This window comes from Lentzea aerocolonigenes (assembly GCF_000974445.1).
GTDB lineage: Bacteria > Actinomycetota > Actinomycetes > Mycobacteriales > Pseudonocardiaceae > Lentzea > Lentzea aerocolonigenes.
Genome location: NZ_BBOJ01000023.1, coordinates 1 through 15,849, shown reverse-complemented (window position 1 = coordinate 15,849; position 15,849 = coordinate 1). Strand labels below are relative to the sequence as shown.

General features: G+C 68.7%; 16 protein-coding genes. 10 read left to right on the top strand and 6 right to left on the bottom strand.

Annotation, left to right across the window (positions count from 1 at the left end):
- Window positions 1-3 precede the first annotated feature (3 nt).
- Entirely contained in the window at window positions 4-1,377 is a 1,374-nt protein-coding gene (locus tag AOM45_RS38000; protein WP_030468983.1) for an FAD-binding oxidoreductase, read from the bottom strand.
- 51 nt (window positions 1,378-1,428) lie between these two features.
- Window positions 1,429-1,869, bottom strand: a complete 441-nt coding sequence (locus AOM45_RS37995) for a MarR family winged helix-turn-helix transcriptional regulator (RefSeq protein ID WP_030468984.1) — start codon at window positions 1,867-1,869, stop codon at window positions 1,429-1,431.
- 82 nt (window positions 1,870-1,951) lie between these two features.
- Between AOM45_RS37995 and AOM45_RS37990 the strand changes: the two genes are divergently transcribed.
- Window positions 1,952-2,824 carry a hypothetical protein gene (locus tag AOM45_RS37990; RefSeq protein ID WP_051783866.1) on the top strand — a complete coding sequence of 291 codons (873 nt, stop codon included), beginning with the start codon at window positions 1,952-1,954 and terminating at the stop codon, window positions 2,822-2,824.
- Here the strand turns inward: AOM45_RS37990 and AOM45_RS37985 are convergent.
- Entirely contained in the window at window positions 2,808-3,611 is an 804-nt protein-coding gene (locus AOM45_RS37985) for an alpha/beta fold hydrolase (protein WP_030468986.1), read from the bottom strand. The genes AOM45_RS37990 and AOM45_RS37985 overlap by 17 nt on opposite strands.
- A 55-nt stretch (window positions 3,612-3,666) precedes the next feature.
- Complete coding sequence (locus AOM45_RS53900) at window positions 3,667-5,571, bottom strand: cupin domain-containing protein (protein ID WP_308202616.1); 1,905 nt, start codon at window positions 5,569-5,571, stop codon at window positions 3,667-3,669.
- 137 nt (window positions 5,572-5,708) lie between these two features.
- Between AOM45_RS53900 and ruvC the strand changes: the two genes are divergently transcribed.
- The 7 genes from ruvC (at window position 5,709) to AOM45_RS37940 (ending at window position 12,065) form a co-directional block, all read left to right on the top strand.
- A complete protein-coding gene (gene ruvC / locus AOM45_RS37970; protein WP_030468988.1) occupies window positions 5,709-6,278 on the top strand; it encodes a crossover junction endodeoxyribonuclease RuvC in 570 nt (189 codons plus the stop codon).
- A gap of 163 nt (window positions 6,279-6,441) precedes the next feature.
- Entirely contained in the window at window positions 6,442-7,023 is a 582-nt protein-coding gene (gene ruvA / locus AOM45_RS37965) for a Holliday junction branch migration protein RuvA (protein ID WP_030468989.1), read from the top strand.
- The gene (gene ruvB / locus AOM45_RS37960) at window positions 7,020-8,033 is read left to right on the top strand and encodes a Holliday junction branch migration DNA helicase RuvB (RefSeq protein ID WP_030468990.1); all 1,014 of its coding nucleotides are present in this window, start codon (window positions 7,020-7,022) and stop codon (window positions 8,031-8,033) included. The genes ruvA and ruvB overlap by 4 nt, the downstream gene beginning before the upstream one ends.
- A 93-nt stretch (window positions 8,034-8,126) precedes the next feature.
- Complete coding sequence (gene yajC, locus AOM45_RS37955) at window positions 8,127-8,471, top strand: preprotein translocase subunit YajC (RefSeq protein ID WP_030468991.1); 345 nt, start codon at window positions 8,127-8,129, stop codon at window positions 8,469-8,471.
- Between the two features lie 129 nt (window positions 8,472-8,600).
- Window positions 8,601-10,394 (top strand): protein translocase subunit SecD, encoded by a 1,794-nt coding sequence (gene secD, locus AOM45_RS37950; protein WP_030468992.1) that lies wholly within the window; start codon window positions 8,601-8,603, stop codon window positions 10,392-10,394.
- Window position 10,395: 1 nt separating this feature from the next.
- On the top strand, window positions 10,396-11,550 hold the full coding sequence (gene secF / locus AOM45_RS37945; protein WP_030468993.1) for a protein translocase subunit SecF: 1,155 nt from the start codon (window positions 10,396-10,398) through the stop codon (window positions 11,548-11,550).
- Between the two features lie 23 nt (window positions 11,551-11,573).
- Entirely contained in the window at window positions 11,574-12,065 is a 492-nt protein-coding gene (locus AOM45_RS37940) for an adenine phosphoribosyltransferase (protein WP_156093942.1), read from the top strand.
- Between the two features lie 4 nt (window positions 12,066-12,069).
- On the opposite strand, the gene AOM45_RS37935 is transcribed toward AOM45_RS37940, so the two are convergent.
- Together AOM45_RS37935 and AOM45_RS37930 are read right to left on the bottom strand one after the other, a co-directional pair.
- The gene (locus tag AOM45_RS37935) at window positions 12,070-12,423 is read right to left on the bottom strand and encodes a hypothetical protein (protein ID WP_030468995.1); all 354 of its coding nucleotides are present in this window, start codon (window positions 12,421-12,423) and stop codon (window positions 12,070-12,072) included.
- 39 nt (window positions 12,424-12,462) lie between these two features.
- A complete protein-coding gene (locus AOM45_RS37930) occupies window positions 12,463-12,738 on the bottom strand; it encodes a hypothetical protein (protein WP_156093943.1) in 276 nt (91 codons plus the stop codon).
- A gap of 290 nt (window positions 12,739-13,028) precedes the next feature.
- On the opposite strand from AOM45_RS37930, the gene AOM45_RS37925 reads away from it, so the two are divergent.
- Both AOM45_RS37925 and AOM45_RS37920 read left to right on the top strand, forming a co-directional pair.
- On the top strand, window positions 13,029-14,249 hold the full coding sequence (locus AOM45_RS37925; RefSeq protein ID WP_051783867.1) for an HNH endonuclease signature motif containing protein: 1,221 nt from the start codon (window positions 13,029-13,031) through the stop codon (window positions 14,247-14,249).
- Window positions 14,250-14,606: 357 nt separating this feature from the next.
- The gene (locus AOM45_RS37920) at window positions 14,607-15,185 is read left to right on the top strand and encodes a Scr1 family TA system antitoxin-like transcriptional regulator (RefSeq protein WP_030468998.1); all 579 of its coding nucleotides are present in this window, start codon (window positions 14,607-14,609) and stop codon (window positions 15,183-15,185) included.
- The last annotated feature ends 664 nt before the right edge of the window (window positions 15,186-15,849 follow it).

Genomic DNA, 15,849 nt, shown 5'->3' with positions numbered 1-15,849 from the left:
GCGTCAGCTGCTGACCTTGGCCGGCGTGATGTTGTGCCACCGGTTGAACGTGTTGCCGGGGTCGTACTCGGCCTTGATCCCGGCGAGCCGGTCGTAGTTCTGCCTGCCGTAGCCGGCGACGACGCGGTCCGTGCCCTCGTCGCCGATGAAGTTGAGGTAGACCGCGCCCGTGGTCCACGGCGCCAGCACGTCGCGCAGGTGGTGTGCCCAGTCCCGCGCCCGCTGGTCGTCCGCGGGGTTCTCCCACAGTCCCAGCGGATGTGCGACCCAGGGCGTGTCGCGGTTGGCCATCGGCCAGTCGGCGGCGTTGCGGGCGACCGCGCCACCCCACGGCAGCATGATGTGCTGGGAGGGCGACGGGGTGATCATCCGTTCGGCGGCGGCGCAGAACGCGTGCACCGCCTCGTCGGGCAACGACCGCAGGTACTCGGCGGACCAGTAGTTCCGGAAGCCGGGCGGATCGTCCAACATGGACTGCAGGTCGGCGTAGGGGATGTCGGTCAGCACCAGCGCGCGCGGCTCCAGCGCCGCCAGCGGGGCGATGAGGGTTTCGAGCTCGGCGGCGGTGCCCATCGAGGTCACGAGAACGCCGCAGCACGGCTTGCCGACGAGCTCGGGCGGCACGAAGTCCTCCGGCGGCCCGGTGATGAACAGCGCGGCGCCGCCGATCTCCTCCGGGGCGGTGTCCGCGAAGTCGCGCCAGGCACGGGTCGCGGCCTCGCCCTCCTCGGCCGGCCACAGCATGAGCGCGAAGGAGAACTCCGGCAGCGGGTGCAGCCGGAACGTGAACGACGTGGCCACGCCGAAGTTGCCACCGCCGCCGTGCAACGCCCAGAACAGGTCGGGGTGCTCGGTCTCGCTCGCGGTCACCGTCCTGCCGTCGGCGAGCACCAGGTCGACGGCGAGCAGGTTGTCGCACGCCAGTCCGTGTTTGCGCTCGAGCCAGCCGGACCCGCCGCCGAGGGTCAGCCCGCCGACACCCGTGGTCGAGACCCTGCCGCCGGTCGTGGCGGCACCGGCGCGTTGCGCGACGCGGTCGAACGTGCCCCACGTGGCTCCGCCGCCCACCACGGCGCTGCGGCCGTCGGGCGAGATCGAGACGGCGTTCATCCCGCGCATGTCCAGCACCAGTCCGTCCTGCACGAGGCTCGCGCCCGCCACGCTGTGCCCGCCGCTGCGCACCGCCACCGGCATCCCCGCACGCCGGGCGAAAGCGAGTGCTTCCTTGACGTCGTCGGTGCTGCCGCACTGGGCGATGACCGCCGGTCTCGTCTCGACGGCGCTGTTGAAAACGGCTCGCGCGTCCTCGTACGCGGGGTCGTCCGCCGTGAGCAGGGTTCCGGAGAAGGCGGCGCGCAGGCTTCCTAGGTCTGTCATGACGGGACCTCCCTGAGTGATTGGCGTCACTCAGACTGCGCCATCCGGCCGCTACCCGCTCGTCCGGTAAGAACTTTTTAAGACCTCTGAACACCGTTGCAGCAGCGTGCGCAGCTGCGCACGTTCCTCGTCGGTGAACGCGTCCGCGAGCTTCTGCTCCACCGCGACCGCGTCCTGGTCCGCCTCGCGGAACTTCGCGTGGCCCGCCTCGGTCAGCCGGTTCTCCAGGACGTTGCGCTGCCACTGGTGCGGCGTCCGCTCGACCAGCCCGAGCGCGACCAGGTTCTGCAGGATCGTCGTCATCGTCTGCGGCGTGACCAGGCACAACCGCGCCAGCTCCGCCGCGGGCGCGCCGGGGTGCTCGCTCAGTGCGAGCAGCGCCGAGTACTGCGGTGCGGTCAGGCCCGCCGGCTTCACCGCCGCCGACTTCGCGGCGATCAGCTCCATCTCGGCGCGCTTGATGTCTCCGCCGATCCGATCACCGCTGCGCATCCACCCATCGTAGAAGTGTGGTAAGACTACTGATAGATATCAGGACTCTGATAGCAATCAGTGCTCTTACTGGAGGGAAGCAATGCGCATCGCGCTAGCCGTCATGGCGGCGTTGTTGCTGTTGACGGGCACGGCGTCGGCCACACCGAGGCACATCGAGGCCTCGTCGCCGTCGCTGCACCCCGAAGGCGTGCAGTGGGATCCGACCCGAGGACAGTTCCTCGTCAGCTCAGTGCGCCACGGCACGGTGTCGCTCGTCGGCACGAACGGCCGCGTCCGGCCGTTGGTCACGGGCACGCGCATGGTGTCGACGTTCGGCATCCAGGTGGACCGCGGCAGGCTGCTCGTCGCCTACGGGGACATCGGCTTCGGCGAGAAGTCGGTACCCGGCCAGTCCGGGCTGGGGATCTTCGACCTGCGCACCGGCCGCGCCCTGCGGTTCGTGGACGTGCCGGGCGGCGCCAACGACGTGGCGGTCGACCCGTCCGGCAACGCCTACGTCACCGGCCCGGCGGGCGACACGATCTGGCAGGTGTCGCCCTCGGGCGAGGTCTCGGCGTTCGCTTCGGACCCGCGGCTCGCAGCGGCCATCGGCAACAACGGAATCGTCTGGGACCCCAGGGGATTCGCCGTCACCGGCAACTACACGAACGGCACCCTGTTCAAGGTCACCCGCGGCCACGTCGAGCAACTGCCCGCCCCGAAGCTCGTGGGCGCGGACGGCCTGACGCTCACCCGCGAGGGTCTCGTGGTGGTCACCAACAACCTCGGTGCGCCGGGGAAGAACGCGGTCACCGTGCTCGACCCTCGCACGTGGCAGGTGAAATCCGAGAGTTCGTGGCCGACTGCGCCGACCACCGCGGCCCGCACACCGCACGGCACGTACGTGGTGAGCGGCCACCTCGACGTGCTGCTGGCGGGCGGGACGACGGACGAGTTCAGCCTCGACCGATGAACTCGACGAGCAGCCGGTTGATCTCCTCCGGCCGCTCCAGGTACCCGATGTGCCCGCACCCGTCGACCTCGACGTAGCGGGCACCCGGAATCGCGTCCGCCACCTCGCGTGACAGGCGGGGTGGCAGGACGACGTCGTCGGCGAACCCGACCACCAGCGCCGGCGTCGAGATCTTCCGGTACGCGTCCAGCCGCGGTTCGTAGTCGTGCAACGCGAGCTGGGCGCGCTCACCGCCGCTGAGCGACGACCCCGCGAACTCGTACAGCTGCAACCAGTCGCGGGTCGCGGCCGGGTTCGCGAGCGTCGCCGGCGACAGGTTGCGGATCAGCGACGCCGCCGCGTAGAACGCCACCGGCACCTCGGTGCCCTTGTCGTACAGGTCGCACAACGCCTGCGACCACGCCCGCTGCGCCGGTTCGGGACGGCCCGTGGTCGCCATCATCACCACCGAGCGAACGAGCGCCGGGTGGGCCAGCGCGAGCTCCTGGGCGATGCGGCCGCCGAGCGAGGTGCCGACCACGTGCGCCGGGCCGCCCAGGTGCTCGATCAGCGCCGCGGTGTCGGCGACCATGTCGTCGACCGTGAAGCCGTCCGCGCACTCCGACGACGGCCGGATGCCCCGGTTGTCGAAGTACGCGACGCGGTAGCCGGCCTTCACCAGCGCGGGCACCTGGTAGGCGCGCCAGACGCGGCCGGGACTGCCGGTGCCCATGATCAGCACCACGAGGTCACCGGCTCCCTCGGTCTGGACGTTCAGCTCGATGCCGTTGAGCGGGACAAGCGCCATTCCAGAGATCCTAGGCCGCGTCCTACGAGCCCCGGACGGACTCGCAGGACGCGGCCTAGAAGCGGCACAACGCCTTGATCTCCGCGGCGTGAGAGGGATAACGCGCGCACAGGTCGTCCGCCTGCCCGAAGGAGACGATGTCGTCGGTGTACGGCGGCACCACCACCGTGCCGACCAACGACCACTCACCATCCGGCGCGCTGCCCTGCCACACCTCCGCGGGCACGACGACCTGCGGGTTCGACGCGCTCAGAACCGGCTGCGTCACCGAACCGTCCGGGTGCAGCAACACCATCCGCAACGGCGACCCGGCGTGGAAGTGGTAGATCTCCAGGTGCTTCAGCACGTGCATGCCGGAGAAGTCGGGCCTGCGCAACAGGTACGCGATCGCCGACACCTCGTCCGACCGGTGCGTCTGCGCGAAGTACCCGCCCTCGACAGGTAGCTCCTGCAGGCCGAGCTCGCTGATCAACTGCTCTGGTGTCACGTCATCTCCGGTAGCGGTGAACCGTGCACGACGACCATGCCCTTGCCGAGCCGTTTCGCCGTGTACATCGCGGCGTCCGCGGCGCCGAGCACGTCGTCGGCGGTGACCGCGGGGTCGTGCGAGAACCGTTGTGCCACACCGATGCACGTGGTGCACCCTGCCCTGCACCTCGTGCGGATGAGCCAACGCCTTGAGCAGCCGTTCGCCGATCTCCTCGGCGTCCCCGCCGTCGATCAGCACACCGAACTCGTCACCGCCGAGCCGCGCAACTGTGTCCTCCGCGCGCACGCTGTTCTCCAGCCGTGCGGCGACGTTGCGCAGGACCATGTCGCCCTCGGCGTGCCCGTTGTTGTCGTTGACCGCTTTGAAACCGTCGACGTCGATGAACAACAGGATCAACGGCTGTGCGCGGTCTTGCACCGCCAGCGCGCGCTCCAGCCGTTCGCGGAACAGGGAACGGTTCGCGACACCGGTCAACGGATCGTGCGTCGCCTCGTGCCGTAGTTGCTCACGAGAGACGCGGAGCTGGTCCATCAAACGGACGTTGTCCATCATCGTGACGAGCTGACGCACGATCACGAAGCACACGACGGCGAGCCCGACGTAGATCTCGACCGGGTTGAGGCGGCCGCCGGTCGCGGTGTTCCACAGGACGAAGAGTCCGGTGATCGCGAGCGGCACGTACGGCACGAACAGGTGCAACAGGTCCGCGGTCCGCATGCGGCCGGGCGTCGCCTGGAGGTTGCGGGCCGGTGCCAGCGCACTGAGGAAGAAGAACGCCGGGCACAGCATGAACCCGATGTCCGCGGTCGCCGGGATCGCCGTGATGCCCTTGGAGATGTAGAACGCGAATACCCAGCCCGACGACGACTGCGCGATACCGGCCAGTGCGATGAAGAGCATCGGCCACTGACGCACGGGCTGATGCGTCCACGACAGCACGACGATCGCCACGAGCAGCACGAGGTACGCGGCGGGATGCGCGACGACCGTGGCGAAACCGGGCCCTTCGGTCGCCCACGCGCGGGTCAGCGACTCCAGCGCCGACACCCACGTCAGCACGAACAGCGACCCGATCACGATCAACCCGTCGAGCACGACGACGGTGCGGCTGCGGTAGTTCGGCAACAGGTCGTCCGCGCGGCGCTTCTGCGCCTTCACCACCACCGCGGCCAGGCACAGGACCGGCACGAGCGTGAACCCGAGCGGCGCGATCGTCGACGTCGGCAGCTGCACGCCCAGGATCTGCTGGCCCCAGATCCACGCGGACAGCCCGACGGTCAGGCTCGTCATCGCCGCCGTCATCCAGCCGTCGCGCTTCTTCGCATACGCCAGAAGAGCCGCCACGGCGAACACGAGCTGCACGACCTTGTCGATCGCGACGCCGACCTCACGCGGCGCGGTGAGAGCGGCGAGGATGGTGATGACCATGAAGGTGCCGACGCACCCGGCCACGAGCCAGAACCTCTTCACCGCGCACTCCCGTGATCGAAACCCGATCACCGTAGTGACGGCGGTGCGGACTTGTCGAACCGTGTCGGTGCGAGTCGCCCGTGCGTGCACCGGATATGGTTCGAACTGTTGTTCGTTCAGCGATCCGGGGAGCTGTTGTGCGGGTGTTCGGGGTCGACCCCGGTCTGACCAGGTGCGGCTTCGGCGTGGTCGACGGCGGACCGGGCCGGACCGTGCGCGCTGTCGCCGTCGACGTCCTGCGCACACCCGTTGACGCTCCTCTGTCCGTGCGCCTGCACGAGCTGTACGTCGGCGTCTGCGAGTGGCTCGACCGCTACGAGCCTCAGGTCGTCGCCATCGAACGGGTCTTCGCCCAGCACAACGTCCGCACGGCCATGGGCGTCGCACAGGCGTCGGGCGTTGTCGCACTGGCCGCCGCACAACGGAACCTGCCCGTCGAGTTCCACACGCCGTCCGAGGTGAAGGCCGCCGTCACGGGCTCGGGCCGCGCGGACAAGGCGCAGGTGACCGCGATGGTGACGAAACTGCTCGGCCTGAAGGTGGCGCCGAAGCCGGCGGACGCGGCGGACGCGCTGGCCCTGGCCATCTGCCACCACTGGCGCGCGCCGATGCGCAACCGCATGGAGGAGGCGCAGGCACGCGCGGCGGAGCTCGCCCGCGTGCACAAGGCCAAGCTGGCCGAAGCGGCGCGGCGGACGGCGCCGTGATGAGCGCGGTGGCTTCAGCGCTCGCTGAAATTGTCAGGGCCGGCTGGAAGAATGAAAGCAAGGGGTCCCCCTTGCGAGGGGACGCCTGCGCGAGCGCGCACCCTCGCCGACCTGGTCGGCCGCACTCACTAGGGTCGATGCCCGTGAATCCCGGAGGAACCAGGTGATCTCGTCACTGCGCGGCCAGGTGCAGCACGTCGGCCTCGACCACGCCGTCGTCGAGGTGGGCGGCGTCGGGTTCGCCGTCCAGATGACCCCGACCACGCTCGCCACGCTGCGCCGCGGCGAGGAGGCGAGCCTCGCCACCACGCTGGTCGTGCGCGAGGACAGCCTCACCCTCTTCGGGTTCGCCGACGCCGAGGCCCGCGAGCTGTTCGGCCTGCTCCAGACGGTCAGCGGCATCGGCCCGCGGATCGCCCTCGCGACGCTCGCGGTCCTCGAACCGGACAAGCTCCGCCACGCCCTCGCCGAAGGCAACATCACGGTCCTCACGCAGGTTCCCGGCATCGGCAAGAAGGGCGCGGAACGCCTCATCATCGAGCTCCGCGACAAGGTCGGCGCCCTCCCGGCACCCGCCGCTCCCTCGCACAGCCAGACGCGCGACCACGTCGTCGAGGCGCTCCTCGGCCTCGGCTTCCCGGCCAAGGCCGCGGAGCAGACCGTCGACGGCGTCCTCGCCGACAACCCGGACCAGTCCACCTCCGCCGTCCTGCGCCGCGCGCTCGCGACCCTGGGGCGAAAGTGACCGAGGACGAGCTCAGCCCCTTCGCCGCGCCGGCCGAGCGCGACGTCGAGACCAGCCTCCGACCGGCCGACCTGCACGAGTTCGTCGGCCAGCAGCGGGTGCGCGAGCAGCTCGAACTCGTCCTGCACGGCGCCATGCGACGAGGTACCGCCCCGGACCACGTGCTGCTCAGCGGCCCTCCCGGCCTGGGCAAGACCAGCCTGGCCATGATCATCGCGAAAGAGCTCAACAGCGCCATCCGCATCACCAGCGGCCCCGCCCTCGAACGCGCGGGCGACCTCGCCGCGATGCTGTCCAACCTGGTCGAGGGCGACGTCCTGTTCATCGACGAGATCCACCGCATGGCCCGCCCCGCCGAGGAGATGCTGTACCTCGCGATGGAGGACTTCCGCGTCGACGTCGTCGTCGGCAAGGGCCCCGGCGCGACCAGCATCCCGCTCGACATCGCACCGTTCACGCTGGTGGGAGCCACGACGAGGTCCGGAGCGCTCACCGGGCCGCTGCGCGACCGCTTCGGCTTCACCGGCCACATGGAGTTCTACAGCGCCGACGAGCTCGACCTCATCGTGAAGCGCAGCGCCAAGATCCTCGGCGTCGACCTCCACGACGACGGCGCCATCGAGATCGCGGGACGCAGCCGCGGCACCCCACGGATCGCGAACCGCCTCCTGCGCCGCGTCCGCGACTTCGCCGAGGTCAGGGCCGACGGCCGGGTCACGGAGGAGATCGCCAAGCAGGCGCTGGAGGTCTACGACGTCGACCAGCTCGGCCTCGACCGGCTCGACCGGGCGGTGCTGTCGGCGCTGGTCAAGAGCTTCAACGGCGGCCCGGTCGGGGTGTCCACGCTCGCGGTCGCGGTCGGTGAGGAACCGACCACCGTGGAAGAGGTGTGCGAACCGTATTTGGTGCGGGCTGGCATGCTGGCCCGGACACCACGCGGCCGAGTGGCGACGCCCGCAGCGTGGCACCACCTGGGGCTGGAACCGCCCGCCGGTGATCAACTGTGGTGACCTGGCACAATCGGTGAAAGCACCTGGACATATCGGACGTGCGTCTAGGCATGTCCACTTGATCGGAGAATGATGGGCAACCTTTCGTCTTTGATGTTCCCGTTGCTTCTGGTTCTGCTGGCCGTGCCGCTGTTCCTCAGCGCGCGCAAGCAGAAGCGGGCGATGGCCGAGCAGCAGCAGCTGCAGAGCTCGCTCGAGCCGGGGGACAAGGTCATGACGACTTCTGGTCTCTACGGCACCGTCGCCGACGCGAGCCACGACACCACCATCGACATCGAGATCTCCGAGGGTGTCGTCACGCGCTGGCTGCGCGCCGCGATCCGCGAGAAGGTCGTCGACACGGACGAGGCCGTCGTCGAGGACAAGGTCGAGGAGGACGAGGAGCCCGCGACCACCGCACAGGTCGCCGAGCCCCTGGACCACAACGCCAAGAAGTAACCACATAAGCTCGGCTACCTGGAGTTGGCAACTGTGAAATCCGCCAACTCCAGGTAGTGACGCGCAGCTCACGCGGCGCGCGTTACGCTGCGCGCTCGGAAACCATCGCTACTAGGAGACGGACGGATCGTGGCACCTCCGGCCGGGCAAATTCGCCCCGCGAAGTACTTGGCGAGTTTTGTCCTCATCGTGGTCGCTCTTTACGCCCTGGTGTTCTTCACCGGGAACGGTTCGGCCAAACCCAAGCTCGGTATCGACCTCCAGGGCGGCACCATCGTCACGCTGACCGCGCGTCAGGAAGACGGGAAGCAGCCCAGCGAGGACTCGCTGAACCGCGCGCGTGACCTCATCGAGGTCCGCGTCAACGGTCTCGGTGTGTCCGGTGCCGAGGTCGTGCGAGACGGCAACAACCTGACGATCACCGTGCCCGGCGCGGACAGCGAAGGCGCGAAGGGCCTCGGCCAGACCGCTCGCCTCGCGTTCCGCAAGGTCATCGGCCAGCCGGTCCCGGCGGGCACGCCCGTCCAGCCGCAGACTTCGTCGAGCACCGCGCCGTCCAGCGGTGCGAGCACGCCGCCGTCCACGCCGCAGAGCCAGAGCGCGGGCACCCCCTCGTCGAGCAACGCTCCGCAGGGCCGCCCCGCGCCGAACCTGGCCGCGCAGCCGTCCAGCACGCCGCCGTCGAGCAGCACCGCGCCGTCGTCCTCCAGCGCTCCGACTTCCACCCCGTCCGCCCCCTCCAACGTCGACCCGAAGGTCGCGAAGGAGATCCAGGAGGCCAAGGCCCTGCGCCAGGCCACGGACCCGCAGATCCTCCAGCAGGCCGCTCTCCTGCTCGACTGCTCGAAGGCCGACCCGCTGCGCGGCAACGACGACCTGGACAAGCCGCTCGTCACCTGTGACGAGAAGGGCGAGTTCAAGTACACGCTGGCACCGGCCGTGCAGCCCAAGGAAGACACGCAGACCAAGGCTGACGACTACACGAACTACACCCGTCTCACGGGTGAGGACATCGACAACGCCGCCGCGAACAACAACCCGAACGGCACCGGCTACGTCGTCAACCTGAGCTTCAAGAGCGACGGCGGCTCCAAGTGGGCCAAGTTCACCTCCGCCAACGTCCAGCAGGCCGTCGCGGTCGTGCTCGACGGTGAGGTCATGTCCGCGCCGACCATCCAGTCGGCCATCACGGGCGGTTCCACCGAGATCAGCGGCAAGTTCACGCTGAAGGAAGCCACGAACCTCGCGAACACGCTGAAGTACGGCGCGCTGCCGCTGTCCTTCGACTCGTCCGAGGCCCAGACGATCTCCCCGACGCTCGGCCTGCAGTCGCTCAAGGCCGGTCTGATCGCCGGTGGCATCGGCCTCGCGCTGGTCTTCGTCTACTGCATGTTCTACTACCGCCTGCTGGGCCTGCTGACGATCCTGTCGCTCGGCCTGTCGGCCGTGATCATCTACGCGGTGCTGGTGCTGCTGGGCCGCTGGATCGGGTTCACGCTCGACCTCGCGGGCATCGCCGGTTTCATCGTCGCCATCGGTATCACCGCGGACTCGTTCATCGTCTTCTTCGAACGACTGAAAGACGAAGTGCGTGAGGGCCGCACGTTCCGTTCGGCCGTGCCGCGCGCATGGGTCCGTTCGCGCCGCACGATCCTTTCCGCCGACGCGGTCAGCTTCATCGCCGCCGCCGTGCTGTACGTGATCGCGGTCGGCCAGGTGAAGGGCTTCGCGTTCACCCTGGGCATGTCGACGGTCCTCGACCTCGTGGTCGTGTTCCTCGTGACGCACCCGCTGGTCGCGATGGCGTCGAAGTCCAAGTTCCTGTCCAACCCGAACCTGTCCGGCCTGGGCGGCGCCGCGCGCGAGGGTGCGGCCCACCGCGCCGCCGTGACCGGCAAGACCGCCGCCGTGAAGGAGGCCTGACATGGGCAACGTGTTCACGCGCCTTTACGTGGGCAACGGCGCTTTCGACATCGTCGGCAAGCGCACCCGCTGGTACATCATCTCGGGCATCATCCTGCTGGTCTGCATCGGCTCGATGGTCTTCAAGCAGTTCAACCTCGGCATCGACTTCGAGGGCGGCACCAAGATCTCGCTGCCGTCGGTCTCGCAGTCCGGCCAGGTGATCTCGACGAAGGCCGTCGAGGACTCGTACGCGAAGGCACTGCCCGGCAAGAAGCCGAACGCCGTGCAGGCCGTCGGTTCCGGTGGCAGCGCGACCATCCAGATCAAGTCGCCCGCGCTGAACGTCGCCGAGGTCGCGACGCTCAAGACGGCCCTCGCGCAGGACACGTCGCCGCAGGGCGGTCAGACGGCGATCTCCGACAGCGCCGTCTCCGCGTCGTGGGGCGGTGAGATCAGCGGCAAGGCACTGTGGGCCCTGTTCTGGTTCTTCATCGCGGTCACGTTGTTCCTGGCGTTCTACTTCGAATGGCGCATGGCCGTAGGCGCGCTCGTCGCCGTCTTCCACGACGTCATCATCACCGCGGGCGTGTACTCGCTCATCGGGTTCGAGGTGACGCCGGCGACGGTCATCGGTCTGCTCACCATCCTCGGTTTCTCCCTGTACGACACGGTCGTCGTGTTCGACAAGGTCAAGGAGAACACCCGAGGCCTGCTGGGCCTGACCCGCCGCACGTACGGCGAGGCCGCCAACCTGGCGCTCAACCAGACCCTGATGCGCTCGATCAACACCTCGCTGATCGCGCTGCTGCCGGTCATCGGCCTGCTGGTCGTCGGCGTCGGCATCCTGGGCGTCGGCACGCTCCAGGACCTGGCGCTCGTCCAGCTCGTCGGCATGTTCGTCGGCGCCCTGTCGTCCATCTTCATCGCCACGCCCGTCCTGGTGGACCTGAAGATGCGCGACCCGAAGTACATCGCGCAGGCCAAGCGCGTGGCCGCCCGCCGCGCCAAGGCCTCCGGCCCGCAGGTGGCCGAGGGCATCGAGTCGGTCGACGAGGACGCCCTCGCCGCCGACCTGCGCAAGGAAGAGGCGCTCGCCGCCGCCGCGTCGGTGCCTCACCGCACCGCCAAGGCCGGTGACGTGCGCCGCCGCCCGACCGGAAAGCGCCAGCGTTGAAATTGGATCGTGCTCTGGGACTGATGCGTGAAGTCCCGGACTTCCCCAAGCCAGGGGTCGTCTTCCGGGACTTCACGCCGGTTCTCGCCGACCCCGACGCCCTGCGCGCCGTGGTCGACGCCCTGCAGGACAAGATCGACGACAGCACCCAGGTGATCGCCGCCATCGAGTCGCGCGGCTTCCTCCTGGGTGCTGCCCTGGGCTACGGCTGGCGCTACGGCGTGGTGCCGCTGCGTAAGCCGGGCAAACTCCCGGTCGTCGCCGACTCGGTCGCGTACGACCTGGAGTACGGCACGGCGTCGCTGGAGCTGCCCGCCGACGCCATCCAGCCGGGCCAGCGCGTCGTCGTGGTGGACGACGTGCTCGCCACCGGTGGCACCGCCGAAGCCGCCTGCACGCTCGTGGAGCGAGCCGGCGGCATCGTGACGGGTGTGTCGGTGGTGCTGGAGATCGCGGCCCTGGGTGGACGCAGCCGTCTGGCGGGCCGCGAGGTCAGCGCCCTGCTGGCGGTCTGACGCGTCAGCTGTTGTACAAGAGCATCAGGTAGATGTTCTTGATCGCGCCGATGATCCCGTAGATCACCATCCACACCACGAGGTAGACCGGGATCGTCAGCGGGATCAGCACCCACGGCGCGAGCTTCGCCCGCATCAGGATCAGCCACGTGACGACCGTGGTGATCACCCAGAACACCCCGCCGATGACGAGCGCGGGCACCAGGTTGTCCCATTCCGACTGGGTTCTCACGTTGGCGACGACGACCGTCACGATCCAGGCGACGTACCAGATCGAAGCTCCAGCGGCGCAGTGCAGGAGCGGCGTGCCCTTCTTGGCGGGCGGCGACGGTGGTGGCGCAAAAGGCGTTGGCTGCATCTCTGGTCCCCCCAGACCTTGTTGCTTCGCGAGATCATGTCAGCTGGGCGGGGGCGGCGCCACGAATCCGGCACTGATCGTGACGAAGACCAACGCCACGATCGACACCAGGAACGTCCAGACGGCCAGCTGCCACCACTTCGCGTCCTTGGCGCCCCGGAACAGCAGCCAGCTCGCCGCGGTGGCGAGCAGCCAGGCCGCGGCGGCGCCGGCGAGGGCTCTGAGGTCGAAGTTGGTGGGATCGTCGAGGGCGAGATACGCCATGGTGCCGAGCCAGACGGCGTTCATGGCGCCGCACCACAGGAGTGTCCTCACGCGCGTGAGTGTCTCAAGTTGTGCTTGGACGGCTTCGCCGGCCTGGCACATGCCCTCCTTCGTCGGGCGTGTGCCGGCCCGGATTTCTGTGGTCCCTTTTCTTGGGTGGTTGCGGGGTGTGGTTTCTTTGCGTGCTTCGCGCTTTAGTGCCGTGCGCGGTTGCTAGTTTGTGCGTTACGTCTAGAGAGATGCGTACTAACGGACCCTATGGCCACCTGTCGCGTTTGTTCGCCCGATCGTGTGACGCCTGACGTGTGTTTTAGTCGTGATCTTGCGGTAATGTCGAACGCATGAGCGAACCGGACTTCCGCCTCCTGGGCACCGACGAACTGCTGAGTGCAGTCGTCGGTGACGTGGTGGAAATTCGTGTTCTCGAAAACGCGATGATGCAGAAGATCGCCGAATTGGAACGGCGCGGCGCCGCGAGCGAGTTGGGCTACCGGAATGTGGCCGACGTGCTGCGCCACGCCGTGCGCTGGGACCTGACGACCGCGCAGCAGTGGCTCGCGCGAGCCGGGCTGCTGACCCGTGAGGTCACGCCGACCGGCTCGGTGCTGGAGCCCGAACTGCCCGTCACCGCCGCCGCGGTGGCAGAGGGAGCCTTGTCCGGCGAGCACGTCTCGGCGGTCGCCAAGGCGATGAAGAGCCTGCCGCCCGAAGCGGAGCGCCCCCTGGTCGAGTACGCCCGCGAGCACGAGCCCCGCGCGGTGAAGTCGTTCGCGAGGGACCTGGCCTACCGGCTGTTCCAGAACGACCCGGAGCCGGGCGAGGCCGAACCGGAGCTCCCGGTCAACCGGCTGCGCCTGCAGTGGAAGGGCGACCAGCTGGAGGTGCGCGCCAGCCTCGACAAGATCACCGGCGCGAAGTTCGAGGCGATGATCGACCCCCTGGCCAAACCCCGCCCGACCACCCCGGCCGAAGGCCCCGACCCGCGCACCCGCCCCAAACGCGACGGCGACGCCTTCGCCGACCTGATCGACCTGATGCTGCGCGCCGACCGCCTCCCAGAACACGGCGGCGAGCCGGTGACCCTGACGCTGACGATGCCCTACGCCGACCTGGCCTCCGCGACAGGCGTGGCCACGCTGGACACCCACGAGTCAGTCCCCGCCAAGCTGGTCCGCCGCCTGGCCTGCAACGCCGGAGTCATCCCGGTGGTCCTGAGCGGCCGCTCAGAGCAGATGGACATAGGCCGCAAAACCCGAACCTTCCCCACCGCGATCCGCCGCCTGCTGGTCGCCAGAGACGGTGGCTGCACCTTCCCGGGCTGCGACCGCCCACCCAAGCACTGCGACGCCCACCACATCAGACATTGGGCCAACGGCGGCCCGACGTCGATCGACAACGCGACTCTCCTGTGCCGCCACCACCACACCCTGATCCACCAAAGCGAGTGGGAGGTGAAACTCCACCATGGCACCCCGACCTTCACCCCGCCCACCTGGCTGGACCCAACCCGAACCCCAAGAACCAACCCCACACCCCACACCAGGTGGCCAGTCCCCGCCTGACCCCACCCCGAGCCCAGCCCCCAACGCGCGCCCGGCCCCCAACGCGCGCCCGGCCCCCAACGCGCGCCCGAACCCGCGCCCGGCCTCCAACGCGCGCCCGGCTCCCAACCTGCGCCCGCCCCTCAACCCGCGCCGCGCTGCGCACCCACGCACTGAGTCGCTGCCAGGCGTCGGCTCACTGTCCGGCATCCGCCCCCTACCCGGTACGCGTCTGGCCGCCGTGCACCCACCGTCCCGCGCGCACCTCCTACCCGTTGCCCTTCGCTCGCCCGCCACCGTCCGGCCTGCCTTGCGGGCACTCGTTTTCACCCCAATGAGCTGGTTCGTGGAGGAGGGCCAATGCCTACCGTCGGACGAATGACTGCGATCACCTCCACCGCCTACAGCCGCGACCTGGGCGACGAACTGCGCCGGCTCCGCGAGAAGTTCACCGGGCTGACGGGCTTCGCCTTCGCGGAACAACTCGGCTGGGACCCGAGCAAGGTCTCCAACATCGAGAACGGCAAGGCGCGCGCGAGCGAGATCGACCTCGTGCACTACCTGATGACGTGCGGGCGCGACAGCGTCTACTTCGAACAGTTCCGCGAGCGATACCGCTACGCCTTCGACCCGTACGTGGTGCAGGTGTCCGACAACCTGCGCACCGTGGCCATGGCCGAAGCGACAGCCAAGAAGATCACCAGCTTCGACGGTTTGACGATGCCTGGCCTCATCCAGACTCCGGAGTACGCGCGGGCCCTGTTCACCGAGGGAGGGCATGCCGCCCCTGAGGACATCGAGAAGTACGTTCAGCTCCGGATCGACCGTCAGGCGATCATGAACCGTCCGGCTCGCCCGGAATGTCTGTTCTACGTCCACGAAGTGCGCCACGAGGCGCTTGATGTTCGAGTGAGGGTGAGAGGCCCTTGCCGTCTGGTCGTCGCAGCGGCTGGGTGAAGCTGGGAGCAGTCTGACCTGGGGAACGCCGGGGAGGGCGGGAAGCAGCTCTGACAACGCCGGGACGTGCCAGCACTGCCAGATGGTGCGGGTCCGGCTAGCGAGGCCCGAGGGTGCAGCGTGAGCGAACCAGTGGTTGACGCCCCGTAAGAGTGGAACCGGCTCCAATCTGGCGGATATGGGCCGGGGTGCAGTGCGCGGCTGTTGTTTCGTGAAACAGCCGACTCCATGGCCGTTTCTCATGGTCGGCGTGGAGGCCTCGCTGAAGGTCTGCGGCGTAGGCGTGGCGATGCTGCCGGGGTAGAGCTGGGTGCCTGCCGGGCTGATCGAACATCGAGTGAACGTGGGAACCATCCGTGGCCGCCCCGGCTTCAGGTATCCAGCCTGGAGGCTGGGGCAGGCTCGTTGCCGGCTGAGGGTCACCGGATGGGGCGGAGGTTCCGTAGTAGTCCGAGCACGCGAGAGGCGTGCACATGGCGAAGGGGACCAGTGATTCTGCAATCGGAGGATGCTGGAATGCCGGGAGGGCGCGGGTGAATACCCGTGAACCGGACGAGCTGACCCTGTTGAGGGCGGAGCGCCGGGTACTGGAGATCCAGGCCAAGTTGCACCGTTGGGCGGCCGAGGAACCTGGTCGCCGGTTCGATGATCTGTTCAATCTCGT